Below are 25,999 nucleotides of genomic sequence, written 5' to 3'. Positions count from 1 at the left end.
GACTACCCACAGTGCGCGACAGACGCAAGGCAGACTACTTCAGGACGGATTCGGACATATCACCGGGCACGCCATGGCACAACGGCTGCCGGGTTCGAAGCCATGGGCGTACTCATCCGCCAGGATCGTTTCCAGACGCGAATCGACGTGAATTGCAAAGCCCAGGCGCCGGTAGAACGGAGCATTCCAGGGTACATGCTTGAAAGTGGTCAGCGTCACCGCACGCAGGTGTTGGGCGCGGGCATGCTCTATCGCCGTTTCCACCAATCTGCGCCCCCAGCCCTGGCCTTGCAGCGGCTGGGCAACCGACACTTCATGGATATGCAGGTCGTCGCCAAAGCGTTCTGCGCTGAGGAAGCCTTGAGGGCGATCGTGGTCATCAACCACCACCCAACAGGTCGATAACGCGATCCACTGCCGATGGCACTCGACGCCGATCGGCGCGGCATCCGCCAGCCAAGCCAGCCCTTCGATTGCGCGAAATGCCTGGGCTGCGCTCTGCTCGATGGCGGGCAACAAACCGGCATCTTGCGCGCGCGCCAGGCGAATGTGGGTGGACTGCTCAGCAGCCACTCAAGGCCACCTGGGGCCGTTCGCCCGCAAAGAAGAAGGGCCGCAGGCGCACGCCCACGCCGTTGCCGATAAAGGCCGCCACCAGCCACACCCAGCCATGCAGGCTGCCCGAGGCGATGCCACTGAAGTACGCGCCGATGTTGCAGCCATAGGCTAGGCGCGAACCGTAGCCAAGCATCAGGCCGCCGATCACAGCCGCGATCAACGAGCGCGCTGGAATATTCAGGCTGGGCGCGAAACGCCCGGCCAGGCCAGCGGCCAGCAGCGCGCCGAGGACAATGCCGATGTCCATGACGCTGGTGATGTCTTCCCACACCGGTGCAGCCAGGGCCTTGGCATTGCCCGGCATCTGCCAGAACGCCCAATTGGCAACGTCCACGCCCAGCCCGCTCGCCACCTTGGCGCCCCACAATGCGAACGCCGAGGTAATGCCCCACGGCCGCCCAGCCAAGGCCAGGGTGGCGCAGTTGAGCAGCGCCAGGCCAATCGCGCCCCACACTAACGGCCATGGCCCACGCAGAAAGCGGCGTAGCCCTGGGTGCTCGCTTTGCACGCCTTGTTCAAGTTGACCATGGCGACGTTTTTCCAGGCGCACGGTCACCATAGCAATCAGCGCGAACACCGCCAGGCTCAGGACCAGCGCCGGCAGCACACCGAAACTTTTGACAATGGAAACCGCCGGGAACGATGGCAGTGCAAACCACCAGTCGACGTGATGGGTGGCGATCAACGAGCCGCAGATAAAGAACAGCAGCGTCACCAACATCCGGGCATTACCGCCGCCCACGGTGAACAAAGTACCCGACGCACAACCACCACCCAGCTGCATGCCGATCCCGAAGATGAACGCCCCGAACACCACCGACACACCGGCCGGCGCCACCAGCCCCACGACCGGCTGACCGAACAAAGTGCCCGCGCCCAACGCCGGGAAAAACAACAGCACCGCCACCGCCAGCATCACCATCTGCGCACGCAAGCCAGCGCCACGCCGATCATTGATAAACACGCGCCAGGCCGAGGTGAAACCGAAGGCTGCGTGATACAGCGTCAGGCCCAGCGCGGCACCGACCACCAGCAGCAACACCTGGCGTGCGCCAACCATGTTTTGCAGGAACAGCGCGCCCGCCACCAGGATGATAAAGGCGATCAGTGGCGCGACGGGCTTGCGCACGGGCGTCAGGGAAAGAGACGTGCTCATGGGGTTCTCGATTGGTTGGAAGGAGGCAAGTATAGCCTCAGAAGGAATTTGATCAGGTGGGGCATTACCGAAAGGATCATCGTTTGAACCACCGCTTTCGCAGCCTCGCTAAAGCTCGACAGCTCCCACAGGGGATCGGCTGTGTATGTGGAATCACGCTTTGCAGGGCCATCGCCACAAGCACAACTCTCGACAGCAACACCGCCCAAATGTGGGAGCTGTCGAGCCCCAGCGAGGCTGCGAAGGCGGCGGCACAGGCAACCTCTTCATCGCCTGAACCACTGCTTTCGCAGCCTCGCTAAAGCTCGACAGCTCCCACAGGGGATGGAGGACTGACTAACCCAGGCTGATCGACTTCCACGCTGCTTCAGCCAGCAGTTCGCGGTATTCAAATGGGTTCTTTTTGACCTTCGCCGACAACCACGCACGCGAATAACTTTCCGCCGCGCCAATGATCAGCGAAGGGATCAGCTCGGCAGGCAAGTGACTGAAATGCTCCTTGCGCCCTTCCCCGCTCATCCACTCCTTCAACTGTTGGTTGCGCTGTTTATTGCGTGCAAGCAGCTCGTCCTTGAACGGGCCGCTGGAGACGGCAAAACGGCTTTGGAACACGAACCGCGCCCAGTCCGGCTGTGCGGTCACCCATTCAACGTAGCTGTACACCAGCCCGACGACGCCTGCGTGGGCGGTGTCCGCTGCTTGCAGATAGTGGTCACGCAGACTGGCCTGGTCCTCCAGCGCCGCAAAGAACAGCGCAGCGACCAACCCTTCTTTATTGCCGAAGTGGTGATAGATAGCGCCCACGCTGGTGTCGCAGCGCGCGCGAATGGTTTCGATAGAGGTCGCCTCGATGCCCACCTCGTTAAAACACGCCAGTGCTTCGCGCAGGATGATGCGCTTGAGGTCGCTGCGCCTGCCGGGGAAGGTGCGCTCGATGAGATCGATGGAGTGCATGGAGGAACGCCAAATCAAAACAGTTTATAGGCTGAACGACCGGCAGAGAAAGCTCAGGTTGACAGTCGTGGAATCAACAGAATATTGTTCCGTTACAGAATATTATTCTGCAAATGACCCTTGAGGATATTCCGATGAGCCAAGCCCTGAGCATGTTCAATAGCGTAGGCCCCGCCGCATTCAGCAACCTGGCGTGCCAAATGGCACCCTACTTCAGCACCATCACTCCCGAGATCGCGGAGCTCAAACCCAACCATGCGGTGGTCACCGTGCCGTTTCGCAAGGAAATCACCAATCACCTGGCCTCGGTGCATGCCATCGCACTGTGCAACGCCGCCGAACTGGCCGGCGGCATGATGACCGACGCGTCGATCCCCGCAGGCGCACGCTGGATTCCCAAAGGCATGACTGTTGAATATCTGGCCAAGGCGAAAACCGATATCCGCGCTGTTGCCGATGGCAGCGCTATCGATTGGCAAACCGCCGGAGACAAGATCGTGCCGGTGGAGATCTTCGATGCGGGCGGCGTCAAGGTCTTCACCGCCCACATCACCATGAATGTGAAGCTCGCTTAGGCACAATCGTTCAACAGACTCCAGATGCGCCGTCTGCCGGCGGCGTGTCCCGTACATTCGTAAAATCAAGAATGACCGTAAACCGCTGTTGCTCACGGATCACCTCAATCTGCCAGCCCAACTTTGCGCACAACTGCCGCATCAACTGCAACCCAAGCCCATACCCAAAATCATCGGACTCCTGCCGCGGCTTGACCTCACTGATGTAATTGGCAATCACCAGCCGGGGGTATTTGAAACTGATATCCACCGTGCCCTCTTCCGCGTATTGCAGCGCATTGCGCAGGAAGTTGCCGATCACGATACGACACGCCGTAGGGGGCAGCCGGCAAGGTTCGTTGTGGATGTCGATGCTTAGCTCAATATCCCGGTGACCGATCAGGTAGCGGTGCCTTTCAATCAGTTCGCCAACGACCTCGCTAAGATTAACGTCTTCCTCGGGCAACGACTCTGGACGTTCGCGGCTCATCCACAGCAATGTCTCGGCGATCAGTTGCATATTCAGCACCGAGCGTTCTACGCGCTGCAACGAGGGTGGTAGCACACCACCCGATTGCAGGGCCAACAATTCGATATTGGCCTTGAGCACCGCCAGCGGCGTGCGCAGTTCATGGCTGGTGTAGCGCAACAGACGGCCTTCTCGCTGGCTGGCGGCCTGCACTTGTTCAACACTTTTGGCCAGGGCATCGGCCAACATATTGAACTCCTTGAAGTTGAAACCCGGCCGCTCGCTGGCCAGGGCGTCAGGATTGTTCAGGGTGCTGGACCATTGGATCAGACGTCCCAGCGGACGCACCAACCACCACACCAACAGCGCGATGATAATCAGCGCCGGCACGAATACGGCCAGGCTGATGAGCTGGACGCTTTCCAGTACCTGGTCAAAGTAGGCGTCGGACAATGGCGTCTCGACCTCACCCCCTACTTCCTTATCGTGGTCGATGTCATACATGTAGAGGGTTTTGCCGTCGCCCAGAGGTTGTTCGAGAACGATATGGAACGGCGCCTCGTCGTCATCGGAATAGAGATCGCCGAAGATATTCACCGCACCAAAGGACAGGCTCGGCGGTGCATTCAGCAACTCGCGCACGTCCTGCGGCAACGCCTCCTTGCCGATGACGCTGGTGTAGTAGTAATTGTGCGGCGTCGGCGTGGTCGGGTCCTGTTTGTAGTGCCGGAGAAAATACAGGGCTTCCTCCTCCATCATCGCGCTGGCGGTGTAGAACAGGCCGCGCACGGTGAATTCAGGTAGCAGCCTGCTATAGATCACCAGCACCACCGCAATCAGACACAGGAAACTGCCGCTGATTACCCACTTCAGGCTCAGGCCGCTACGCATGGGCCTTTACCTGGATGCCGACACCCGCCAGGGTATGGATCAATGGCCGGCCAAAAGGTTTGTCTACCGTCTTGCGCAGCCGATGCATATGCACTTTGAGCGTATTACTGTCGGGCGGCTCATCGCCCCAGATTTTGCTTTCCAACCGCTCCCTGGGAACAGGCTCGGGGCTGGCGCGCATCAAGTGCTCCAGCAAGGCCCAGCAAATGGGTGACAGATGCAGCTCCTGCCCTGCCCGGCTGACTTTGCGGGTGGTCAGCTCCATGACCAAGTCGTCCACTTGCAGGCGGCTGGTCTGGCCGCTGCGCCGCAGGCTCAAGGCGCGAATCCGCGCCACCAGCTCGGCAAGCTCGAACGGCTTGACCAGATAGTCGTCGGCTCCCGCAGCAAAACTGGCGAGCTTGTCGGGCAACGCATCCAGCGAGGTCAGCATCAGGATGGGGGTCTGGATGCCTTGCTGGCGTAACCCTGCGCACAACTGCTGGCCGTTCAGTCGCGGCAGCATGATGTCCAGCAGAATGACGTCGTAATGCTGGTTGAGCGCCAGGTTGAGCCCGGCCTGGCCATTGCTGGCGTGATCGCAGACGATACCGCTGATCTCCAGGTACTCGATGACAGTGGTGGCCAGGTCCAGGTTGTCCTCGACCAGCAGCAGATGAATATGCACGGAAAAACCCTCGGGCAGATGGTGCTCAGCGGTGTGAAGGATAGCGGAAGTCAGGCTGTTTCCTGCGATGTTTACCTGGTGTTAACCCCGCGCTGCTTAGGCTAAGGCTCTTCTTATCCAGAGCTCGTCACCGTCATGAACCTGTATTCGATGATCAAAGGGGTGCTGTTAGCCGTGATTTTCCTCGCGCTGATGGTGGGCATCCTTCCACAGCAAACTCAGTTGGTACGCATGGGAGGCAGTGGCTGGTTTCTGATTGGCCAGAATATTGGGCAGACAGGGTCGTGTCATGTCGCCCGTGCGTCGTGATGAGCTGGGCGCCAGCTATGCCAGCCAGTTGGTCGTCTGCGTGGTGCTGGTTATTGGTGTGGCGGTTTCGATGGGCGTCTATATCGCGCGCTTGAATGCGCACCTCGATGAGCAACGCAACCTGACCTCGGTGTATCTGCCCGACTGCCCTGACGGCCGTGGTGGTTTTATGGTCTATCCCGATGACAGGCGCAGTGGTGACGAGTGCTACACCGCGCAGGAAGATGAGTCGATCGATGTCGATGAGCTGCAGCGGCTATCAGGCTGGAGCCTTGCGCAACGGTTCGACTCCATCTTGCCTGCGGCTCAATCACCGCGCACGTTTTAGATGCACAGCCTTTATGCTTACCCAGTGCAGGCGCCGGGCCGCTCTAAAGCCGCTGCGCTGGAGGCAGACTTGCTGCCCAACGGCGAGCTGTGCAGCGCACCAGAACACCCTCTCAACGTTTCACGCCTGAATATACCGCCGCGTTGATCACTGTCATTGTCAGTTGAAACACATACTGCCAATACTCCACCACACCATTCATCAGCCCCGCTGGCGAGTACACTCGACAGCAATGCCCACCAGGACAACCCTACTGGGCAGGTTGCTGCTGATTATCATGGAAACTTGAGAAGGACACTCAAATGGTACGTGCCGTTACTATTCTCACCGAGAATTTTTCTGACTGGGAGCCCGCGCTGATCAATTCCACGGGCCGCGCCTACTATGGCTTCGAGACTTGTTTTGCCGCTCCCGGTGGCAAGCAAGTAACATCATCCGGAGGCATGACCATCATTCCCGACCTGGCCATCGAAGCCATTCGGCTGGACGATGTCGACTTGCTGATTGTGCCGGGAGGCCCGATCTGGAGAACAGACAACGCCCCCGCCATCGAGGCGCTGGTCCGTGAGGCTCACGCCAGGAACATCGTCGTGGCGGGAATCTGTGACGGTACCCGCGTACTCGCCAAGGCTGGAGTGCTGGATCACTTGCAGCACACCTCCAACTCCGCTGACAACCTCAAGCAGGTGCATTATCGCGGAGCAGATTATTACCAGGACGTACCGTACGCCGTTGCCGACCAGGGTGTGGTCACGGCTCCTGGCAGCGCGCCGGTCAGTTTCATGGCGCAAATTCTCGACACCTTGGGTTTGAAAGACAAGAAGCTGGATGCCTACCTGGCCATGCATGCGGCTGAACATATTCACGGCTGAACCCTTTCCCTCTATCTCTCCCCCTCACCTCGGCGCTGCGGCCAGTTACCGGGCCGTAGCGCGCGTCACCGTTGAACCGCCCCTCCAATACTCAAAGCGGCAGAACCGATGCTGAACATGATTGAGTGGTGGATATGTCTGAACATGCCGCCTGACGAGGTCAACAAAATCGCCCGGTTCCGCGAACTCAATGATGCTCAAAAAGCGCTGATGCTTTCAGCTCGTAAGGAGTCAGGGAAATTCACGGAGGGGTCCTGGGACTCTCAACAGCAACTGAATGCTGATAGCCGCCTCCTCACCGATGACGCGTATCGACATCGACCTCAACCGACATGCCCGGGCGCAGCGAGGACTCGAAAGGCTGGTCCGGATCAACAGATATACGCACCCCGATACGCTGCGGTACCTTGACGAAATTGCCCGTTGCATTGTCCGGCTTGAGCACCGCGAATTCCGAGCCCGTCGCTGGTGAGAGCCGCTCGACATGCCCCTTTAGCGTCGCCCCTCCTAACGCATCAATCCTGAGCGTCGCGATCTGCCCGGGCGCAATAGCCTTAGTCTGCGCCTCCTTGTAGTTCGCGACTATCCAGTGATCAGCGGGTACTACCGACATCAATTGTGTGCCGTGGGTCACGAATTGGCCCAACCGCACGCCCACTTCTCCGAGCACGCCATCCTCCGGAGCCTGGATGACCGTGTGATTAAGATCAATCTGAGCCGCACGCAGTTTTGCCTGTGCCACCCGCACCTGGGCTTCCAGACCTTCACGGCCGACATCCACGGTACGCAACTCCTCCCGAGCAATCGACTCTTGCGCACCCGCCTGCTGTACCTCGGCCTGGGCTTGACTGAACTCGGCTCGTGCCTGGTCGCGCTCGCGCGTAGAAATGGCGCCATCCATGACCAACGCGTTTGCGCGCTGCATATCAGCGCGGGCACGCAATAAGCGCGCCTGCGCACCGGCCGTAGCTGCAACTTGACTCTCGATGCCCGCCATGCGAGCAGCGTGCGCCTGCTGGTTGTTGGAGAGGTCGGCCTTGGCGACGGCAAGATTGGCGGTCGCCTCATCTACCTGCGCCTGATAGACCTCATCGTCAATACGCACAAGGACCTCGCCTCGCTTGACCTGCGCGAAATCTTGCCCGGCCACCTGGACGATATAGCCGCTGACCTGAGGGGCAATCACCGTGGTTCGCCCCCTCACATAGGCGTTATCTGTCTGTTGCAGACCTGCGTCAAAAGGCGGCAACTTCCAGATGTACAGGACGATCGTAATAACGCCAATCGCAGCCAGCACCATGATGATGCCTTGCAAACGGCCCCGGGGCGGGGGCGACCAATGAAAAGCAGTGTGTTCAACATCCGATGGAACAGTCATGGAATCAGTCATTTACGTTCTCAGGCTCGCGACGGATGCGCGAGAGGAAAAAAGCCGACATCTGCAGATAAAACACATACATCGCGGTGCCAAAAGCCAGCACTGACACGATGCGAAAGACGTCATTGAATGCCAGTACGCTAGCCTGTTGCTGCAACGCTTGTCCTAGCAGCTTGCTGCCCTGTTTCTGGCGCTGTTCCGGGTCGACTATATGACTCGAAAGCAACGCCTCGCCAATGCCGAGGCGCGCTACGACAAGGGGATTGGTGATCGGCGTACTGTCCGCCAGGCTAGCGATATGGGACTGAGTTCTGATGAACTCGTAGCTGCCCATTACAGCCGACCCTGCCAGGCTGCCGATACTCTGGCTCGCCCCGTACAGGACCACGAGCGTGATCATGTACTGAGGTCCCTTCGCGAACAGTTTGAGGAAGCCAAAGATCAAGGCAGGCCCGATAAACAGCGTCGCACCGAACCCAATCAAACACTGGCTCAGGTACAGTTGCGGCGCACGCGTGAGGCTGGTGGATTGCGAGTCCAGATACGCTCCCGTTGCGATAAACAACGCCGCGACCATGACCTGCCAGGGGATACGTTTGGGCGACAACGTCAGGCAAGCGACGACGATCCCCGCCAGCATCGACACCAGTACGCACGCAAACAGGACACGCAACTGATCGTTATTGAGCCCGCCCATTGATAGCAAACCTACCGAGCCGAAAGTCTGCTCGGCCAGCGATAGCCGAACCAGCAGCGCAATCGCAACAAAACGCATCAAGTCGAAACTGCCCAGCCATTCCAATTGCAACAGCGGCTGACGCCGACGTCGTTCAATGAACACCACCGTCACCAGCAACGAGATAGCCGCCACCAGCATCCAGCCGAGAAAGGGCGCGTCGGTCCACCAATAGCTCCGGCCGAGGCCAAGCACACCGGCAAACAGCAGGAAGGATGAAACCAGCAATACAATCACGACTGCGTCCGAGGCAGAAAACACGCTGGCCCTATCACTGCGTGGCAAAGGCACCGCCAACGTCACACCCAACACCGCCATACCAATGCCCAGATTCAACAAGTGCAGCCCCAACCAATGTTCCGAGGCGAGAAACTCCACGGGAATCATGCGCGCCACCGGCGATCCTATCTGGGTAAGCCCTACGCTGATAATCAGGGCCATCGGCTGGGCCGATGGGGCTAGGGCCTGCATCAGATAATAGGTACTCAAGGCGATCAACGTCGCGCACATCAAGCCGTTGATCGCCGTGGCAATGACCGCAGTTGTCAAAGTGGGCCACAGTAACTGCAGCACACAGGCAGCGATGTAGGTACCGACAATGCTTGCCGTGACCAAAGGGATTCCGAACTGCATCCGGGCCTTGACCAAGGTCAGGTTGGCGCTGGCATTGATCGCCAAAAAAACTGCCACCAACCATGAGACCTGAGCCGTGTACTCGCCAATAGAGCCAGAGATTACGCCTAGATTGCTCGCCACCAGGCCGTTGCACAGCGTCGTGCAGGTCCCGAGGAATAAGCCTACGACAAAATAGATGCCACGCCTGGCCGGCGACAGCCTGGGCTTATAAGGACTGCCCGCCATCGCCGGTTTCTCGTCAGCTTTGAACACGTATTCAGCGCTGGCCATGTACAGGTAACGCCTTCTTTTGCTGTCGCTGCAGACGCTTCACGGTTGGGATGTCGGAAGGCTGAAGGCCATTACATAGTCACCGGTGTCGGGAGAATGCGCTGCCCCGCCTACGGAAATGACAACGTACTGTTTGCCCGTCGTCGGCGAGACGTAGGAGATCGGCGTGGCGCTGGCGCCGACCGGTAATTCATGTTCCCAGACGAGTTTGCCACTTTGCCCGTCGTATGCCCGGATGTAGTAGTCCTGATAACCGGCAAAGAATACGAGGCCGCCTGCCGTGGTCATCGTTCCTGCATAAGTTGGCATGCCCATGGGCATGGGCAGGTGTGATGCGATACCCAGTGGCCCCAATTGCTCTGTGGTGCCAGCCGGCACTTGCCAGGCCACCTTGTGCGTATTCAGATCGACCGCCGTGACGGTCCCATAGGGTGGCTGGTTGCACGGAACCCCTAGGGATGACATCCAGATATAAATGGCTTGACCGTAAGGTGTTTTCAACTGCGGTGACGGCCCATGTCCGCTCACCTCGATCTGGTGGGTTTTTGTCCAAGTATTGAATTCATCACGAGGCATCAGCCAAAAGATGTTCGGCACCCGGATATCGTTCATGTAAGCCAGATGATTAACGGGGTCGTAGGAGACGCTACCCCAGTTGAATCCTCCGATATTGCCGGGCTGATCCAGCGCCTTGGTCAGACCGATCGGCGTGAAGTCGCCCTCGTAGCGCAGTTGCTTGAACATGATGCGGCACATGAGTTGGTCGAACATGGTTGCCCCCCACATCTTCTTCTCGGTGAGGTGTTCGGCACCGATAGTCGGCATCCCTACCGAATAAGGCTGTGTAGGCGAAAGCTTTTCTTCAGGTACCGCACCGGCCGTAGGCACGGGCTTTTCGACGACGTCGGCAATCGGCTCTCCGGTGGCGCGATTTAGCAGGAAAAGCTGGCCACGCTTGGTGGTTTGCAATACCCCGGGGATGGTTCCGCCTTGGCCGTCAGGCAAATCGACCAGCGCGGGTTGAGAAGGCAAGTCGTAGTCCCAGATGTCGTGATGGACGGTCTGGAATTTCCATTTCGGGCGGCCCGTCATGATATCGAGGGCGACAAGGGAAGAGTTGTATTCATCCGAGTGCGGTGGTCGCTCCATGCCGAAAAAGTCCGGCGTGGCATTTCCCAGCGGCGCATAGATAAGACCCAACTGGTCGTCATAGGCAGCGGCGGTCCACATGTTGGGCGTGCCGGGCGTGTAGGTCTGCCCCGCCGGTGGCAAGCCGGTTATGTCCGGGTTGCCTAGGTCCCACGCCCATGCCAGTGCGCCGGTGCGGGCATCAAAGGCGCGGATCACGCCTGACGGCTCACCGCGACTGTAGTTATCAACTACCCAGCCACTGATAATAATGTAGTCGCGCGCCACCAGCGGCGCGGAGGTCTGAAAGTAGAACCCAGGCTTAACGTCGCCCATGCCCTGCTTCAGGTCGACGACGCCGTCGCTGCCAAAACCTGGGCACTGCTTGCCGGTCTTGGCATCTAGTTCGATCAGGCGCGCATCGATGGTGGAATTGACGATTCGTTCCGCACAGACGCCATCAGCCGGCGCCTCCTTGAGCTTGTAGTAACCCAGGCCGCGGCAACGGTTCCAGATAGGAGATGCACTATGGGTATCGAATTTCCAACGTTCTACCCCCGTATCTGCATCGATGGCAGCAATGCGATCATCGGGTGTGCAAGTGAACAACGTATCTTCAATTTGCAATGGGGTGTTCGAATCCACGGCGCCCTTGTCCAACTGGATCTTCGCGCCGGTACGATAGGTCCAGGCCACTTTCAGGTCCTGAACGTTGTCACGGTTGATCTGCGTAAAGGGCGCGTAGCGCGTACCCGCAGTGGTTCGGCCATATGCGGACCAATTTGAAGGCGTGGTGTTTGTGGCGGCTGCAGTAAAAGGTGTGCCCGAGCCAGGCGAGACGACACCATGTGGAGTAAAGGCAAACCCAAAGAACACCGCCGTCCCTAATAGCGCTAGTACACCCAGACCGCGTATCCGACGCCGGGAGTCCGCAGGCGACCAAGTGGATAACAGGAGCAAGCCGATGCTCGCCAACGCTGCCGGTACGAGCAGGCGTGGAAACAGCGCCCAATAGAACGTGCCTGACTCCCAGAGCGCCCATGGAACACTCAGCACGGCAACCGCTACCAGCAGCCATACTCCACAAACTTGCCTACGCCAAAGCATGACGCCAGCGCTCAGATAGGCCCATCCGGCCAGCACGTAATAAAACGATCCGCCAAGGGTTAAGAGGTAAGCTCCACCTAACAATAACCCCAGCCCCATCAAGGCAACTAGGCTGGCAAAAATACGATTTATCGAGGTCACAGTTGAACTCCTATACGCTAAATGGCTCTCAGACTTGGTGATGATAGTGTTAGCCTATTAATTTTAGCCATGCCATATGGAGCAACTATACATTGCATAAAAGCAACGCCATGTGGAGCGAATACCACACCTTCCTCGTTGCCGCGCAAACATTGAACTTCAGCCGTGCGGCTGAACGGCTTGGGCAGAACACTTCAAGCATCAGTCGCGCCGTGACCCGGCTGGAGGAGCACCTGGGTCTGCGCTTGTTCAATCGGATGCCCTCTATGCGATTGACGGACCCGGGCGAGCGGCTCTATAGCGAAATCGCGCCCTTGTTCGAAGGCCTTCAGGAGGTTGAAAGCGCGATCAAGTCGGATGATGGAAAAATTAGAGGACGTATCCGGGTCGTCGGATCGCCCGAGGTTGTGCACTGGTTTATCAACCCGGCTATCGCTCGAATGCTGGAAGAACAGCACGAAATTCATTTTGAAGTGGAGGCCAGCACACGCGTGCCAAACCCCATTGAAGAGCCAGTGGATGTCTACTTCAGTCATCGCCGCGCCGAAGTGATTAACAAGTCGCTGGTTGCTCGGCCAATCTGTTCAATGCCACAAGGGTTATTCGCTTCTCCCCTGTTACTGGCCGGCAGGAAACCTCCCCGTGTACCGGACGATCTCCTGCAATGGCCCTGCCTTGGGCGTCAGGGAGAACCCGAGTGGGAGCTGATCGACCCCCAAGGACATAAACACCTGATGCCGGTGCAAGCCATCCTGCTTGCCACACCGAACGATGCGCGCATGGATCTTACTCTGCGCGGACTTGGCATCGCGCAGTTCAATTTGCCCAGCGCCAATGAGGCCGTAGAGAGCGGAAAACTGGTACGTGTTTTACCTGGCTATACCCTCCAGAACATGTCGCTGTATGCTTTTCTACTGTCACGACGCTTGATTCCGCAGGCGGTGCAGATCTTTCTGCGCTATACCACGGAAGAGGCAAAAAAATACTTCCCCGATTGACCCCTGACTTGATATCGGTTCGTTAGGGCAGATGACGTACGACCTTAATAATCTTATAGCCTCCTATTCGTTGCATAACCGAGTAAAAACACTATGGGCAATTACTTTCATCATGTTCTTATTGGACTATTGGCCCTGCTTCCTATGGCCAATCCTCTAACTAGCATCTCCCTTTTACTAGGCCTTGGAGGAAAGCTGCCTACAGTAGAGCGTAACCGGCAAATCCTGAAGGCAAGCTTATATGTAGCTCTGATTATGTTTGTCAGCTTCTACGGAGGCAGCCTGGTAATGCAGGTATTCGGAATATCTGTCCCCGGCTTGAGAATAGCCGGAGGCCTGATCGTTACCTACATCGGTTTCGCCATGCTTTTTCCAGCAACGACACCTGACGAAACAGAGGTTCAGAAAGATTTCCTTTCAGAGAAAGAGAAATCAACCCCACATTTCCGCGATCTGTCATTTGTACCTTTAGCTCTTCCTGGTGCAGCAGGCCCCGGCACGATAGCGTTGCTTATCAGCTCCGCCTCTACCCTGCAGTCGACCTACCAGACCCTGCCACTCGTCATTCACCTTGCAGCCGCAACCGTATTCATCATTACTGCGCTTATTTTCTGGATAGCTTTACGATGTTCGGGGCGAATCATGAAAGTGCTTGGTGAGTCAGGAATCGATGCAATTTCCCGAGTCGTTGGTTTTCTGCTGGTTTGTATGGGCGTTCAGTTCGTTATCAATGGTGGTTTTGAGTTAGCGTCTACACCTATGCACTGAATCATAGTTTTCATAATAGTGAATTATTAAAGGCCGTTGATATTCCCGCGGCCACATTCGCTAGCAATTTTATCAAATGCCTGGCTCAGCGCTTCACCTCATTACCGACAGAAGAAAGCGCTCCGCGGAGGCATTTCATTATTAACGATCAGTTGGTAGGTCCCGCCCGGCGCCTCACGCGTTAGCGTATAGAACAAGGACAGTGACGGCTGGGATCGAGATCGATCAGTAAGGTCCAATGACACGCGTCGGCGCAGAACGCGCCTAGATTGGCGCCAACCGTGGTTTTCCCCGGTCCGCCTTTGGTTGAAACGACTGCTGCGACTTTCATTGGCCTTACCTCTGAATCGAAGGATTAGAGATGGCGTCATGCTAAGCGCGCTCAGCGTCTGGATTGCTGGGTCAAATCCCAAGCAAAAAAAAGCCTGCATCTCTGCAGGCTTTTCTCTATCTGGCTCCACGACCTGGACTCGAACCAGGGACCCAATGATTAACAGTCATTTGCTCTACCAACTGAGCTATCGCGGAATGCGCCGTATGTTACTGATTAAAAAGAAGAAGTCAAGCGCCCTCAGAAATTTTCCGCAAATCGTCGCCCTGCTCGCTTGAATACGGCGGTTCCTTGGCCAAATCCAACCAGGCCCGCGCTGCCGGTGGCAGATGAGCGCTGGAACGCCAGGCCAGGGCGATGTGCCAATCGGTATGAGGCTCGTCCAGGGGGATCAAGGCGATGCCGGGATGTTGGTGTTTGTGCGCCAGCATCCTAGGCAGGAAGGCAACGCCCAGCCCAGCGGTGACCAGGTCGACGATAAAGTCTATTTGCCCGCTGCGGGCGGTGACTTTGGGGGTCACGCCTTTGCGTTCGCAGGCGCTGAGGATCTTGGCATTGAGGGCAAAGCCGGCCTCGAACAGGATGAAGGGTGAGTCGGCCAGGTCGGTGAAGTCGATGCGCTCGCGCTGGGCCAGTGGGTGACCTATGGGCAATACGGCGATCAATGGCTCGTTGCGCACCGGTTGGTAGTCAAAACCTTCATCAACCGGCAGCAGCAAGGCGGCGAGGTCCACCTCCCCTGCTTCCAGGCATTCGCGCAGCCTTTTACTGCCGTACTCCGTCAGTTCGATGTCGATGCCCGGGTAACGGCTGCGGTAAGTGGCGAACATCGCCGCAAACAAGACTCCGCACCCTACCGGCGGCAGGCCGATGCGCAGCACGCCGCGCTGGAGGCCGCGCAGGTCGTTGATTTCAGCCATCAGGTCGGTGCGTTCGGCGAGCATTACCAAGGCGCGGCGGTAGGCAATTTCGCCGGCGGCGGTGAGTTCGTTCTTGTGGCCAAGGCGATTGAGCAGCGGCATGCCTAATTCGTCCTCAAGGGTCTTGACCGCTTTGCTGACGGTGGACTGAGTCAGGGCAACCACTTCGGCCGCCTGGGAGAACCCGCCCTGGCGCACCACTTCGACAAACGCACGCAGTGTTCGTAGGTTCATCAGTATTCCTATAACGACTGGATGGCAGTGATAAAAGTTGTTTTCATCATGGCATAACTTTGCTTAGGGTGTAGCACTTTGCCCTGTGGAGACACCGTCGATGATCATCTCGTCCGCTTCCGACTACCGCGCTGCGGCCAAGCGCAAGTTGCCGCGCTTTCTGTTCGATTACATCGACGGCGGCGCCTACGCCGAGCACACGCTGCGCGCCAACAGTTCGGACCTGGCCGAGATCAGCCTGCGCCAACGCATCCTGCGCAATGTCGACGACCTGAGTCTTACCACCCAGCTGTTCGGCACCGAACTGGCGATGCCGGTCATCCTTAGCCCGGTCGGGCTGACCGGCATGTATGCGCGACGCGGTGAAGTGCAAGCAGCCAAGGCGGCGGCCAACAAAAACATCCCTTTTTGCCTATCGACAGTGTCGGTGTGTTCGATTGAGGAAGTGGCCTCGCAAAGCCCGCAGTCGATCTGGTTCCAACTGTATGTGCTCAAGGATCGCGGCTTCATGCGCAACGCTCTGGAGCGGGCGCAGGCAGCTGGCGTGACCACCCTGGTGTTCACGGTGGATATGCCCACACCCGGCGCACGCTACCGCGATGCGCACTCGGGCATGTCTGGCCCCTACGCAGCGCAGCGACGCATGTTGCAGGCGGTGACCAAGCCGCAGTGGGCCTTCGATGTGGGCTTGATGGGCCGCCCTCACGACCTGGGCAATATTTCCAAATACCTGGGCAAACCCACCCACCTGGAGGACTACATTGGTTGGCTGGCCAACAACTTCGACCCGTCCATCAGTTGGAAAGACCTGGAGTGGATCCGCGAGTTCTGGAAAGGCCCGATGATCATCAAGGGCATCCTCGACCCCCAGGATGCCAAGGACGCGGTGAGTTTCGGTGCCGACGGCATCGTGGTCTCCAACCATGGCGGCCGCCAGCTCGACGGAGTGCTGTCCACGGCCAAGGCGTTGCCGCCAATTGCCGAAGCGGTGGGCGATGACTTGACCGTGCTGGTGGACTCCGGCATTCGCTCCGGGCTCGACGTGGTGCGCATGCTCGCCCTGGGCGCCAAGGCGTGCCTGCTGGGGCGCGCCACCGCCTACGCGCTGGCCGCCGAGGGCCAGCATGGGGTAGAGAATCTGCTGGACATCTTCGCCAAGGAAATGCGCGTGGCCATGACCCTGACCGGGGTCACCTCCATCGCGCAAATCGACCGTACCACCTTGGTCTAGTGGTGATGGGTGCGGTGTACTTTGTTCACGAATAACGAAGCGTTGTTTATTTGCGACAAGCAACTCGCCCCACCGAAACAGTTACGTCAACCGGGCCGGCGGCAACGCTGGCCCAAATCAGCCAAATAACTGGCGCCATGCTTTAACGGACTTTTCTTATTTAAAAATTAGTTAATTGATTTATAAGTATTTTTTCCAACTAAAGACACTTGGCATGAATCTCGCTCTAGTACTGTTCAAGCAGGTTCGGCGATGACAAGACGTGCGGCAGGGCCATGGGGTTATAACCCAATGAAAAGCGGTTTAAACTGTTTCCAATGTTTTACGGAACTGAAGGATCAGTAAGACGCTTGGCACTCGCCACCCTCATCCCGCCTGTAAGACAGCCCAGTGCTTAGAGGCCACGCGCTTATGAAAACCCCCACCCAGACCAACGCAATTGACTTTGACAGTGCCAAATTGCAACGCCTGGGATTTGGCCAGCCATCCTTACGCCCACGCCGCCCCGCCACCCTCGCCGAACTTCGCCAGCAACTGAACCAGCAGTTGCAGACCAGCCTGGAGCCGGAGCGCATCCTGGGCCTGTTCTTTCGTGAGGTTCAGCGCCTGGTGCCGCTGGACGCGTTGCAATACCGTCACGCCGCCAGCGACCTGCGCCTGGAGTTTGGCCACCGGGGTCATCACTCCGTCAGCTACACCCTGAGCCATGAAGGCGAACACCTGGGGGAACTGGTCTTTCGTCGCAACCAGCGGTTGCTTGAAGAAGAACTGAGCCAACTCGAACTCCTGCTGGTGACCTTGCTTTATCCGATGCGCAACGCCCTGCTCTACCGCGCCGCCACCCGCAGCGCCCTGCGTGACCCGTTGACCGAAACCGGCAACCGTGTGGCCATGGACCAGACGCTGCAGCGAGAAATCGACATGGCACGCCGGCATTTGCACCCGCTCTCTTTGTTAATGCTGGACATCGACCACTTCAAGAAAATCAACGACACCCATGGGCATGCTGCGGGCGACAGCGTGCTGCGCGCCGTAGCCGGGGCGATCAAACGCCAGCTGCGCAACGTGGACATGGTGTTTCGGTTTGGCGGGGAAGAGTTTTTGATCCTGCTCTCCAACACCGGTCGCGATGCCGCGAGAATGGTGGGAGAACGCCTGCGCCAGGCGGCGCAAGCCCAGGACTACTGGGTGGAGGGCACGCGAATCGAACTGACCGTGAGCCTCGGCTGTTCTACGCTGCTGGCGGCCGAGTCGGCTGAAAGCCTGCTGCGCCGGGCCGACAATGCGTTGTACGTGGCCAAGCGCGAAGGTCGCAACCGCTTGGCGATGGCGGGATAAGGCCAGTTGTGGCGAGGGAGCTTGCTCCCGCTGGGGCGCGAAGCGGCCCCATTTTTTATTTAAAAAGAATGAGCCTGCTACGCAGTCCAACGGGAGCAAGCTCCCTGGCCACAAATACCATCCGAACCGTTACATCACGCCTCGCTGGCGATGCGCACAGGGCGCTCGCGAACGGCTGGCGCCTTGTCTTTTTCCGCATTCTCTAGACGCATGCAGCTTTCCAGGAACAAGTGCATGTAGTCGTAGCTCTTGCACACCGCTTGGCGCAACTCTTCCTGCAAGGCCTTGCTCGGGTTGGTCCCGGCCAGTGTGCAGATGATTTCCAGGGCTTCCCAAGGGTGGGCATCGTCGTATTGGGCGTGCATCTTCAGCCACTTCATCGCCCGCTTGCGATCTTCCTCAGGGAAGGCGGCAGCATACACACCGGTAGAGCAGACCACGGCGGACCACTCCCCCGTCGCCCCCTCGATCGCGTAGTTGGTGGCGGCAATCGCGACGATCAACGCATCCGCCGAGCTGGTGTGCCAGCACCAATGACTCAGGGCGTGCAACTCGGGCGGCACCTCCTGCGCTTGGAGTTCTTCAAGGCTGACGCCGTGAGCCCGCGCCCAATTGACCCAATAGTCGGCATGGTTGAGCTCCACGCGAATGTTGCGCATCAGCCAACGGCGCGCCATATCCTCCCCAGGATGGCGGGCAAACTTGGTCTTGGTCAGGTTCTGCGCCATGTACAAGGCAAACTGTTCCACCACCGGCCAACCACCAATCAGGTAGTGGCGCATGGTCTTGGCGCTGAGGGCGTTGTCGCGCATGCGCTGGTACAGTTCGTGCTCGACAACCCGACGCTTGCTCTCGCTACAGTCCTGGATCAGTTGCTGCGCCCAGGCGGGGTAACTCGAGGCTTCCATAAGCGGGCCGGTTCTGTTGAATGTGTCGATCACTGTGGGGCTCCTTTTCAAGTGTGATTGTACAGACCAGCAAATGTTTCAGCGGAAAGTGCCGGGCGCCTTGAATAACAGAGGCTGCGGCCGCTCAGGTCGGCACTGCAGGCTATCAAAGGTAAACAATTGCGGGCGTTCAATCAGGTAGCCCTGAGCGTAATCCACACCTATCTCAAGTAAAGCCTGTTCGATCTGGGGTGTTTCAACAAACTCGGCAATCGTGCGCTTACCCATGACGTGGCCGATGTGGTTGATCACCTCGACCATGGCGCGGTTAATCGGGTCGTCCAGCATATCCTTTACGAAACTTCCATCGATCTTCAGGAAGTCTACAGGTAAATGTTTCAAATATGCGAATGAGGACATTCCGGCGCAAAAGTCATCCAGGGAAAAATGGCACCCTAACGCTTTGAGTTCATTAATAAATCGAATCGCACTGCCCAAATTGGCTATAGCGCTCGTTTCAGTTATTTCAAAACAAATCATTTCCGGTGGAATGCTGTAACTATCGAATTTCTGACGTAAAAAACCCAAAAAGTCATCATCGCCAATGGTGATGCCTGACAGATTAATCGCACACATGGCCATGGGTCGGCCCGGACGCTCATGCATGCAGCGGGCGATAATCTTGAATACGTTTTCCACTACCCAACGGTCCAGGGACGTCATCAAACCGTAACGCTCGGCAGCCGGAATAAAACTGTTGGGTAAAATGATCCGCCCCGCTTCGTCATGCAGGCGCAGGAGAATTTCGATGTGCCCATTGCCAGCGTCGGTAGGGCCCAACGGCGCGATTTCCTGGGCATAGAGGCAAAAGCGATCTTCTTCAAGGGCGATATGCAGCCGCTGTACCCAGGCCATCTCGCCAAACCGTAGAGACAACTCGGAGTCGTCGACGTGGTAGACCTGCACCCGGTTGCGCCCCTTTTCCTTGGCCATGTAGCACGCCATGTCGGCGGCGCGCAGGGAGGTTTCCAGGGTGGTCGGGGTTTGCGAGATATGCACCAGGCCGATGCTGACAGTGGTCATGAAGGGCCGCCCCTTCCACACGAAGTGCAAGCTTTGCACGGTATGGCGCAGGCTCTCGGCGATTTTTTCCGCCACCGGCGCCGGGCAGTTTTCCAGCAGGATGCCAAACTCGTCGCCGCCCAACCGAGCCAGGGTATCGCCTTCGCGCAAGTCTGATTGCAACAGCGCGCAGATGTGACGCAACAATTCATCGCCTGCCGCGTGCCCACAGGTGTCATTGACCAGCTTGAACTGGTCGAGGTCGAGGAACATCAAGGCATGTCGCCCACTTTGCTGGCGCGCTACCTGTTGCAGCACCTGTTCAAGGCGGAACTCGAACTCGCGACGGTTGGCCAGGCCGGTCAAGGCGTCATGGGTGGCCTGCCAGGAAAGATTGGCGATGTACTGGCGTTCCTGGGTCATGTCGTGCAGCACCAGGACCGCACCGCTGATCTTGCCGGCGCTGCGGATCGGCGCGCCCACCAGGGTGACCGAGACCGTGCTGCCGTCCAGGCGCTGGATCAGCTTGGAATGCTCGCTGCCGCCGCTGAACTGGCCCTTGACGATGTGCTCAATCAGGGTGAATCCGTCGGGCTCGGCGTTTTCATTCAAAAGCTTGAACAACGCCGCCAGCGGCAGGCCCTGGGCCTGCTCCGAGCGCCAGTGGGTCAAGGCTTCAGCGGCAGGGTTCATATAGGCAATGGCCCCGTCGACATCGGTGGTAATCACCCCGTCGCCAATCGACTCCAATGTAATCTGCGCCCGCTCCTTCTCCGCTTGCAGCGCATCGGCAAAGGCATGACGCTGGGCCAGCAGCTTGTGGGTGCGCAGCAGCGCCAACACGATCAGGCCCAAGGCCGTCGCCAGGTTGGTGATCAACAACAGGCGCAGGATCATCCGCGAACCTTCGCCCAGGGCATCGCTGAACGCCTTGGCGGCGGGCGTCACCCCTTCATTGATGGCCGTGATGCGCGCCTTCCAGCTATGGACATCGTCACTGCTGACGTAGCCGGAGGTAATGGCGCCGTGCATCTCCTGGGCCAGCTCATCCAACTGCAGCAGATAGCCGTCGCCCACCGTCCACAGCTCAATGGCTTTTTCCAGGTAGCTGAAATGGCGGAAGTTGAGGTACAGCCAGATCAGGCTGGAAACGTCGTCCGGATGGTTGCCGCCCTTGAGGATACCCAGGCGCGCGGCCTCCATGTCTGGATTGGGACGGTCCAGGGCAATGCGCAATTCATGCCCACCCTGGGGCACGGCAATGGCCTGCTGGTATTTGAGGTAGGTGGCGTCGTTGCGGTTATCGGCGTAGAGGGTCAGGTAGTAGATAGCATCCTTCTGGCCCTTGGACCACAGGCTTTCGCCCGCCACATAACCCCGCACTGCCGAAAGCACGTAGAGACTGACGCAGCCTAACAATGCCTGGAACAACACGACGGCGATGAAGGGCCAGACAATACCCAACAGGCGTGGCGTTCCGAGAGTCCGCTTTTGCTTCATGAAGTCCCTTACACATGCACAGCTTAATACGCACGCGAAAATCCGCTCCCGATAGCACAGCCTAAGCTAAATCAACGTACTTGTTGCAAGTGTCCGTACAGTTTGGCGTACAACCCACCATCGGCAATCAACTGCTGATGGTCGCCATCCTCGGCGATGTGCCCGCCATCGAACACCAACACTCGGTCAGCCTGCTTCACCGCAGACAGCCGGTGAGCGATGATCAGTGTAGTACGCCCGCTGAGAAACCGCGCCAGTGCCTGGTGCAGGTTGTATTCGGTCGCCGCATCCAATGCAGACGTGGCCTCGTCCAGAATCACCACTTTAGGCTCGGCGAGCACCATGCGGGCAATCGCCAGGCGTTGCCGCTGGCCACCGGAAAAGCGCACGCCCGAACGCCCGACCACGCTGTCCAGGCCCAAGGGCAATGCCTTGACAGTAGCATCCAGTTGGGCGATTTCCAGCGCCTGCCAGCAGGCTTGATCGGTGCGGGTGCGGCCCATGGTCAGGTTGGCGCGCACGGTATCGTTGAACAGCGCAGGGTGTTGCAGCACCACCGCGACGTTTTCGCGGATGGTCTCCAGGCCGATCTCCTGCTGGGTGGCAGCACCAAAACGAATGCTGCCGGACTGCGGTGTGTAGAGCCCCAGCAACAGTTGCACCAGGGTGCTTTTACCGCCGCCGCTGGCGCCGACAATTGCCACCTTTTCACCCGGTGCGATGGCCAGGTTCAACTGGTTGAGTACCAGGTCTTCGCCGTAGCCGAAGTCGAGGCCACGCACTTCGATGCCGACCGTCTCGCGCCCGCTGAACGGGTCTGCGCCGCCTGGGTATTGCGGCTCATCGGCACGCGCCAGCAGCTCGTTGATGCGCGACAGCGCGCCACCCGCCGCGTAATAGGCGTATTGCAGGTTCAGCAGTTGTTCCACCGGGCCAATCATGAACCACAGGTAACTGAACACCGCGAGCATCTGGCCGATGGACAGGTCGGAAAACAGCACGGTGAGCATGGCCGCGGCGCGGAAGATGTCGATACCGAACTGGAACAGCAAGCCACTGGCGCGGCTCGACGCGTCGGTTTTCCACTGGGAATGAATGGCGTAGTCACGCACTTCCTGAGCACGCTGGCCCAGCCGCCCGAGGAAAAAGCCTTGGCGGTTGCCGGCACGTACTTCCTGGATGGCATCGAGGGTTTCAGTCAGCGCCTGGGTAAAGCGTGAAGTACTGTCGTTTTCCAGCTTCTTGAGGTGCTTGACGCGCTTGCCCAATTGCACCGTGGCGTAGATCACCAACGGATTGAACAACAGGATCAACAACGCCAGTTGCCAATGCATCCACACCAGGATCGCCGAGGTGCCGACCAGGGTCAGCATCGCCACCAGGAAGCGACTGAGGGTTTCACCCACGAATTTGTCCAGCGTGTCCAGGTCGGTCACCAGATGAGTGGTGACCGTACCGCTGCCCAGGCTTTCGTACTCACCCAGAGAGATACGCTTGAGACGCTCGATCAGGCGCACGCGGATGCGGTACACGATGTCCTTGGCCAAGCGCGCAAACAGCCGCGCCTGCACCACGTTGAACACCAGCGCGCCGCAGCGCAGGGCCAGGGTGACCAAGAGCATCAGGCCGATATAGCCAGCGGCTTTTTGCCAACCCAGGGGCAGCGCGTGGTTCATCACCTTGAGGGCGGCATCGCCATGGCCCAGCAGCACTTCGTCCACCAGCAACGGCAATAACAGCGGGATAGGCACGCTGCACAGGGTGGCGAGCACGGCGACACCGTTGGCGACCCACAGGGATTTCTTGTGGCGCAGGGCCAGGCGGCGAATTTCTGCCCAGGTCAGGCGGTCGGTGCGTGGAGGCTGTTCATACACAGGCAGCTCGCTCCAGCCATCGACCCAGTAACGGCGACAGCTCGGACAGCGGCTGGTAACCATTGGTCAGCAAGGCCAACTGGCCGTTGCGCTCGGCCAGCAGGGTCGGGAACCCGGCAATGCCCAGGTCTTGCACCCAAGTGAAATCGGCCGCCGTGGCGGCGTGCTGCTCGGCACGGTCGAACTCGCCGGCAAACTCGATACGTGGAATGCCGGCCTGCTCGGCCAGCTCAACCAACACATGGGCGAGGGTCACGTCCCGGCCTTCGACATAGAACGCACGCTGGATCAGCCCCAGCAGCTTCCAGGCGCAATCCGGCGCCAGGCTGCGTGCGGTGACGATAGCGCGGCACGCCGGCTCCGTGTCGTAGACAAAACCGTCGGGCAGCGCGCCGTCACGCTTGAACGGCTGGCCGGTGGCGTCGGTGACGGCCTGCCAGTGTTCAAGGATGTAGCGCCGGGTAGTCGGCTCCAGCGCCGCGCCGCTGCCGGTGCGCAAGCCGCCCACCACCAGGTGCACGTCCACGCCGGCCGCCTGGGCCTGCTCCACCAGCGCTTGTGCCACCGGGGCAAAGCCCCAGCACCAGGAACACATCGGGTCCATTACATAGAGCAGGCGCGCAGACATGGCTCAGGCCTCGGAAGGGGTTTGCTTGTAGTTGTAACCAATCGGGTGCGGCATGTTGCGGGCCTTGGCCAGTTCGATCTGCTTCTGGCGGTCGATCGCACTGCGACGGGTCTTCTCCGGCAGCTTATCCCAGCAATGGGGGCAACTGATGCCCGCCACGTAATGCTCGGAGGCGCGGTCTTCTACGCTCACGGGTGTGCGGCAGGCATGACATTGATCGTAGTCGCCTTCGCTCAAGTCGTGGCGCACGGTCACGCGATTGTCGAACACAAAGCAGTCGCCCTGCCATTTGGTTTCTTCCTGGGGCACCTCTTCGAGGTACTTCAGGATACCGCCCTTGAGGTGGTAGACCTCATCGAAGCCTTCGCTGAGCATGTAGCTCGAGGCCTTCTCACAACGAATGCCGCCGGTGCAGAACATGGCGACCTTCTTGTGCTTGGCCGGGTCGAAGTTGGCTTTGATGTAGTCGGGAAATTCGCGAAAACTGGTGGTTTTCGGGTCGATTGCGCCTTCAAAGGTGCCGATGGACACTTCGTAGTCGTTACGGGTGTCGATCAACAGCACTTCCGGGTCGCTGATCAACGCATTCCAATCCTGCGGGTCGACATAGGTACCGACTTTTTTGTTCGGGTCGACGCCTTCAACGCCCAGGGTCACGATCTCTTTCTTGAGCTTGACCTTGGTGCGATAGAACGGCTGGTCGTCGCAGTAGGATTCCTTGTGGTCGATGTCGACCATGCGCGGGTCTGTTTTCAGCCACGCCATCAGGCCGTCAATGCCTTCGCGGCTGCCGGAAACGGTGCCGTTGATGCCTTCTTCGGCGATCAGCAAGGTGCCTTTGATGCCGTTATCGACCATCGCCTGCAACAGGGGCTCGCGCAGGGCGACGTAATCTTCGAGGGTGACGAACTTATACAGTGCCGCCACGACAATCGGTTGAGTCATGGGTGTTCTCTCCAGGTGGCTACCCTCGTAAGGGGTGAACCGGATAGCAGCTGCGAGTTTTTAGCTGCAAGCTACAAGTAAAAGCAAAAAAAACGCGCCGACTAAGCGGCGCGCTGAGGATTGTAGCAAGAAGGCAGCTGCGAGGGCTCTACTCTTGAAGCTTGCAGCTGAAAACTTGTGGCTGCTTCAATGTCCGCCGGCGCAGGTCGGCGAGGCCGGGGCTGCGTCGATTGTCGCCCACTCGTCGGGCGTATAGGTATGCAGCGCCAGCGCATGGAACTCGCTCATCAGATCACCCAGGGTGGCGTAGACCTTCTGATGGCGCTTGACGCGGTTGAGCCCCTCGAACTGCTGGCTGACCAGCACGGCCTTGAAGTGGGTCTGCAACCCACGGCTGTGCATGTGGCTTTCATCCAGCACGCTCAAATGTTGCGGGGCCAGGGCGGCAAGGGCCGTTTCGATACGCTGTTGCATGGTCATTCCTGCTTACTTCTTCTTGGCCGGTGCGGCGGCTTTTGGCGCCAGCTCGTTGGTCATGTCTTCCAACAGCTTGTTCACCACCGGTACGGCGCTTTCCAGCTTGGCCTGGGTCATCTGGGCCGATTGCTGGGTCAGCTGGGGCATTTTTTCCAGGACTTTCTTGCCAAGTGGCGACTGGTAGAACGCTACCAGGTCCTTGAGCTCGGATTCGCTGAAGTTGGTGGTGTAGAGCTTGACCATGTCAGGCTTGAGCTTCGGCCAGCCGATGGCCTGGTCCAGAGCGGCGTTGGCCTTGGCCTGGTAGCTGTCCAGTACCGACTGCTTGGCGGCAGGCGCCTTGGTCTGTTCGAAACGCTGGGCGAACATTTGCTGCACTTGCATGTACACCGGGGTCCCCAGCTTGTCAGCATGGGCCAGGGTAAGGAAGGCTTCGGCACTGGCGTTGTGGCTGGCGGTATCGGCAAGAACCTGGCCGCTGGCGCAAACCAGAGCAACCGCGGTACAGATGGCACGAAGACGAGTCATCGAGTTTCCTTTTCTAGCAGGCGAGGTAAGACCCCAAGGGCGACCATTCTGCGCCTAAAAAACC

23 protein-coding genes, 1 tRNA gene and 1 pseudogene are annotated in these 25,999 nt (G+C 58.7%); 7 read left to right on the top strand and 18 right to left on the bottom strand.

Translation table 11 applies throughout. The features are described 5' to 3' along the window. Positions 1-39 precede the first annotated feature (39 nt). The 3 genes from HU730_RS21315 to HU730_RS21305 form a co-directional block, all read right to left on the bottom strand. Positions 40-573, bottom strand: a complete 534-nt coding sequence (locus tag HU730_RS21315) for a GNAT family N-acetyltransferase (protein ID WP_186527493.1) — start codon at positions 571-573, stop codon at positions 40-42. Further along, entirely contained in the window at positions 563-1,774 is a 1,212-nt protein-coding gene (locus HU730_RS21310) for a YeeE/YedE family protein (protein WP_186527492.1), read from the bottom strand. Before HU730_RS21310 ends, HU730_RS21315 begins: the two co-directional genes overlap by 11 nt. A 336-nt stretch (positions 1,775-2,110) precedes the next feature. Further along, complete coding sequence (locus HU730_RS21305) at positions 2,111-2,728, bottom strand: TetR/AcrR family transcriptional regulator (protein WP_054896303.1); 618 nt, start codon at positions 2,726-2,728, stop codon at positions 2,111-2,113. Positions 2,729-2,862: 134 nt separating this feature from the next. Here HU730_RS21305 and HU730_RS21300 point away from each other — a divergent pair, with 134 nt between their 5' ends. Further along, positions 2,863-3,303: a hotdog fold domain-containing protein gene (locus HU730_RS21300; protein ID WP_003192702.1), complete on the top strand. Its 441-nt coding sequence runs from the start codon at positions 2,863-2,865 to the stop codon at positions 3,301-3,303. Between the two features lie 10 nt (positions 3,304-3,313). Here HU730_RS21300 and HU730_RS21295 read toward each other — a convergent pair whose 3' ends face one another. Both HU730_RS21295 and HU730_RS21290 read right to left on the bottom strand, forming a co-directional pair. Beyond that, positions 3,314-4,642 (bottom strand): HAMP domain-containing sensor histidine kinase, encoded by a 1,329-nt coding sequence (locus HU730_RS21295; RefSeq protein ID WP_034126173.1) that lies wholly within the window; start codon positions 4,640-4,642, stop codon positions 3,314-3,316. Further along, positions 4,635-5,309, bottom strand: a complete 675-nt coding sequence (locus tag HU730_RS21290; protein ID WP_034126172.1) for a response regulator transcription factor — start codon at positions 5,307-5,309, stop codon at positions 4,635-4,637. The genes HU730_RS21295 and HU730_RS21290 overlap by 8 nt, the downstream gene beginning before the upstream one ends. A 289-nt stretch (positions 5,310-5,598) precedes the next feature. On the opposite strand from HU730_RS21290, the gene HU730_RS21285 reads away from it, so the two are divergent. Beyond that, positions 5,599-5,946, top strand: coding sequence for a hypothetical protein (locus HU730_RS21285; protein ID WP_186527490.1), 348 nt, complete (start codon positions 5,599-5,601; stop codon positions 5,944-5,946). A gap of 302 nt (positions 5,947-6,248) precedes the next feature. Further along, positions 6,249-6,818 (top strand): type 1 glutamine amidotransferase family protein, encoded by a 570-nt coding sequence (locus HU730_RS21280; RefSeq protein ID WP_034126170.1) that lies wholly within the window; start codon positions 6,249-6,251, stop codon positions 6,816-6,818. A gap of 295 nt (positions 6,819-7,113) precedes the next feature. Here HU730_RS21280 and HU730_RS21275 read toward each other — a convergent pair whose 3' ends face one another. From HU730_RS21275 to HU730_RS21265, 3 genes are read right to left on the bottom strand one after another with little or no spacing between them, the layout of a single operon-like run. Further along, positions 7,114-8,208 carry an HlyD family secretion protein gene (locus HU730_RS21275; RefSeq protein WP_186527489.1) on the bottom strand — a complete coding sequence of 365 codons (1,095 nt, stop codon included), beginning with the start codon at positions 8,206-8,208 and terminating at the stop codon, positions 7,114-7,116. Further along, positions 8,201-9,838 (bottom strand): MFS transporter, encoded by a 1,638-nt coding sequence (locus HU730_RS21270; protein WP_186527488.1) that lies wholly within the window; start codon positions 9,836-9,838, stop codon positions 8,201-8,203. Before HU730_RS21270 ends, HU730_RS21275 begins: the two co-directional genes overlap by 8 nt. 39 nt (positions 9,839-9,877) lie before the next feature. After that, on the bottom strand, positions 9,878-12,214 hold the full coding sequence (locus HU730_RS21265) for a membrane-bound PQQ-dependent dehydrogenase, glucose/quinate/shikimate family (RefSeq protein ID WP_186527487.1): 2,337 nt from the start codon (positions 12,212-12,214) through the stop codon (positions 9,878-9,880). A gap of 92 nt (positions 12,215-12,306) precedes the next feature. Between HU730_RS21265 and HU730_RS21260 the strand changes: the two genes are divergently transcribed. Together HU730_RS21260 and HU730_RS21255 are read left to right on the top strand one after the other, a co-directional pair. Next, positions 12,307-13,212, top strand: a complete 906-nt coding sequence (locus tag HU730_RS21260) for a LysR family transcriptional regulator (protein WP_069868682.1) — start codon at positions 12,307-12,309, stop codon at positions 13,210-13,212. A gap of 93 nt (positions 13,213-13,305) precedes the next feature. After that, complete coding sequence (locus tag HU730_RS21255) at positions 13,306-13,980, top strand: MarC family NAAT transporter (protein ID WP_014719246.1); 675 nt, start codon at positions 13,306-13,308, stop codon at positions 13,978-13,980. 146 nt (positions 13,981-14,126) lie between these two features. Here HU730_RS21255 and HU730_RS21250 read toward each other — a convergent pair. The 3 genes and pseudogenes from HU730_RS21250 to HU730_RS21240 all read right to left on the bottom strand — a co-directional run. After that, positions 14,127-14,311 (bottom strand): annotated as a pseudogene (locus HU730_RS21250) (ParA family protein); the annotation flags it as partial. Between the two features lie 121 nt (positions 14,312-14,432). After that, a tRNA-Asn gene (locus HU730_RS21245) sits at positions 14,433-14,508 on the bottom strand. A 33-nt stretch (positions 14,509-14,541) separates the two neighbouring features. Next, the gene (locus tag HU730_RS21240) at positions 14,542-15,465 is read right to left on the bottom strand and encodes a LysR family transcriptional regulator (protein ID WP_096143246.1); all 924 of its coding nucleotides are present in this window, start codon (positions 15,463-15,465) and stop codon (positions 14,542-14,544) included. A gap of 100 nt (positions 15,466-15,565) precedes the next feature. On the opposite strand from HU730_RS21240, the gene lldD reads away from it, so the two are divergent. Both lldD and HU730_RS21230 read left to right on the top strand, forming a co-directional pair. After that, the gene (lldD, locus tag HU730_RS21235; protein WP_034126164.1) at positions 15,566-16,696 is read left to right on the top strand and encodes an FMN-dependent L-lactate dehydrogenase LldD; all 1,131 of its coding nucleotides are present in this window, start codon (positions 15,566-15,568) and stop codon (positions 16,694-16,696) included. Positions 16,697-17,107: 411 nt separating this feature from the next. Next, on the top strand, positions 17,108-18,034 hold the full coding sequence (locus HU730_RS21230) for a GGDEF domain-containing protein (protein WP_014719251.1): 927 nt from the start codon (positions 17,108-17,110) through the stop codon (positions 18,032-18,034). A gap of 134 nt (positions 18,035-18,168) precedes the next feature. Here HU730_RS21230 and HU730_RS21225 read toward each other — a convergent pair whose 3' ends face one another. The 7 genes from HU730_RS21225 to HU730_RS21195 all read right to left on the bottom strand — a co-directional run bounded on the left by HU730_RS21225 (position 18,169) and on the right by HU730_RS21195 (position 25,935). Continuing rightward, entirely contained in the window at positions 18,169-18,975 is an 807-nt protein-coding gene (locus HU730_RS21225) for an iron-containing redox enzyme family protein (RefSeq protein ID WP_034126163.1), read from the bottom strand. A 45-nt stretch (positions 18,976-19,020) separates the two neighbouring features. Further along, on the bottom strand, positions 19,021-21,483 hold the full coding sequence (locus tag HU730_RS21220; protein WP_034126162.1) for an EAL domain-containing protein: 2,463 nt from the start codon (positions 21,481-21,483) through the stop codon (positions 19,021-19,023). Positions 21,484-21,554: 71 nt separating this feature from the next. After that, on the bottom strand, positions 21,555-23,357 hold the full coding sequence (locus tag HU730_RS21215) for an ABC transporter ATP-binding protein (protein WP_072447997.1): 1,803 nt from the start codon (positions 23,355-23,357) through the stop codon (positions 21,555-21,557). Continuing rightward, positions 23,350-23,952, bottom strand: a complete 603-nt coding sequence (locus tag HU730_RS21210) for a DsbA family protein (protein ID WP_170949794.1) — start codon at positions 23,950-23,952, stop codon at positions 23,350-23,352. Before HU730_RS21210 ends, HU730_RS21215 begins: the two co-directional genes overlap by 8 nt. A 36-nt stretch (positions 23,953-23,988) precedes the next feature. Further along, complete coding sequence (locus tag HU730_RS21205; RefSeq protein WP_186527486.1) at positions 23,989-24,930, bottom strand: rhodanese-related sulfurtransferase; 942 nt, start codon at positions 24,928-24,930, stop codon at positions 23,989-23,991. A gap of 186 nt (positions 24,931-25,116) precedes the next feature. After that, on the bottom strand, positions 25,117-25,410 hold the full coding sequence (locus HU730_RS21200; protein ID WP_054896313.1) for a BolA family protein: 294 nt from the start codon (positions 25,408-25,410) through the stop codon (positions 25,117-25,119). Between the two features lie 6 nt (positions 25,411-25,416). After that, positions 25,417-25,935, bottom strand: a complete 519-nt coding sequence (locus tag HU730_RS21195; RefSeq protein WP_014719258.1) for a DUF2059 domain-containing protein — start codon at positions 25,933-25,935, stop codon at positions 25,417-25,419. Positions 25,936-25,999: the final 64 nt, after the last annotated feature.

Source organism: Pseudomonas sp. SWRI22, from assembly GCF_014268395.2.
GTDB lineage: Bacteria > Pseudomonadota > Gammaproteobacteria > Pseudomonadales > Pseudomonadaceae > Aquipseudomonas > Aquipseudomonas paracarnis.
Note: the sequence above shows the minus strand (reverse complement) of the source record. Positions and strands in the feature narration are given on the sequence as shown.

Coding starts and splice junctions, on each gene's coding strand:
- HU730_RS21285 (WP_186527490.1), top strand. CDS start 5,599: ATGTCGCCCGTGCGTCGTGATGAGCTGGGCGCCAGCTATGCCAGCCAG.
- lldD (WP_034126164.1), top strand. CDS start 15,566: ATGATCATCTCGTCCGCTTCCGACTACCGCGCTGCGGCCAAGCGCAAG.
- HU730_RS21255 (WP_014719246.1), top strand. CDS start 13,306: ATGGGCAATTACTTTCATCATGTTCTTATTGGACTATTGGCCCTGCTT.
- HU730_RS21270 (WP_186527488.1), bottom strand. CDS start 9,838: ATGGCCAGCGCTGAATACGTGTTCAAAGCTGACGAGAAACCGGCGATG.
- HU730_RS21240 (WP_096143246.1), bottom strand. CDS start 15,465: ATGAACCTACGAACACTGCGTGCGTTTGTCGAAGTGGTGCGCCAGGGC.
- HU730_RS21305 (WP_054896303.1), bottom strand. CDS start 2,728: ATGCACTCCATCGATCTCATCGAGCGCACCTTCCCCGGCAGGCGCAGC.
- HU730_RS21295 (WP_034126173.1), bottom strand. CDS start 4,642: ATGCGTAGCGGCCTGAGCCTGAAGTGGGTAATCAGCGGCAGTTTCCTG.
- HU730_RS21280 (WP_034126170.1), top strand. CDS start 6,249: ATGGTACGTGCCGTTACTATTCTCACCGAGAATTTTTCTGACTGGGAG.
- HU730_RS21220 (WP_034126162.1), bottom strand. CDS start 21,483: ATGAAGCAAAAGCGGACTCTCGGAACGCCACGCCTGTTGGGTATTGTC.
- HU730_RS21195 (WP_014719258.1), bottom strand. CDS start 25,935: ATGACTCGTCTTCGTGCCATCTGTACCGCGGTTGCTCTGGTTTGCGCC.
- HU730_RS21275 (WP_186527489.1), bottom strand. CDS start 8,208: ATGACTGATTCCATGACTGTTCCATCGGATGTTGAACACACTGCTTTT.
- HU730_RS21205 (WP_186527486.1), bottom strand. CDS start 24,930: ATGACTCAACCGATTGTCGTGGCGGCACTGTATAAGTTCGTCACCCTC.
- HU730_RS21310 (WP_186527492.1), bottom strand. CDS start 1,774: ATGAGCACGTCTCTTTCCCTGACGCCCGTGCGCAAGCCCGTCGCGCCA.
- HU730_RS21200 (WP_054896313.1), bottom strand. CDS start 25,410: ATGACCATGCAACAGCGTATCGAAACGGCCCTTGCCGCCCTGGCCCCG.
- HU730_RS21230 (WP_014719251.1), top strand. CDS start 17,108: ATGAAAACCCCCACCCAGACCAACGCAATTGACTTTGACAGTGCCAAA.
- HU730_RS21210 (WP_170949794.1), bottom strand. CDS start 23,952: ATGTGTTCCTGGTGCTGGGGCTTTGCCCCGGTGGCACAAGCGCTGGTG.
- HU730_RS21300 (WP_003192702.1), top strand. CDS start 2,863: ATGAGCCAAGCCCTGAGCATGTTCAATAGCGTAGGCCCCGCCGCATTC.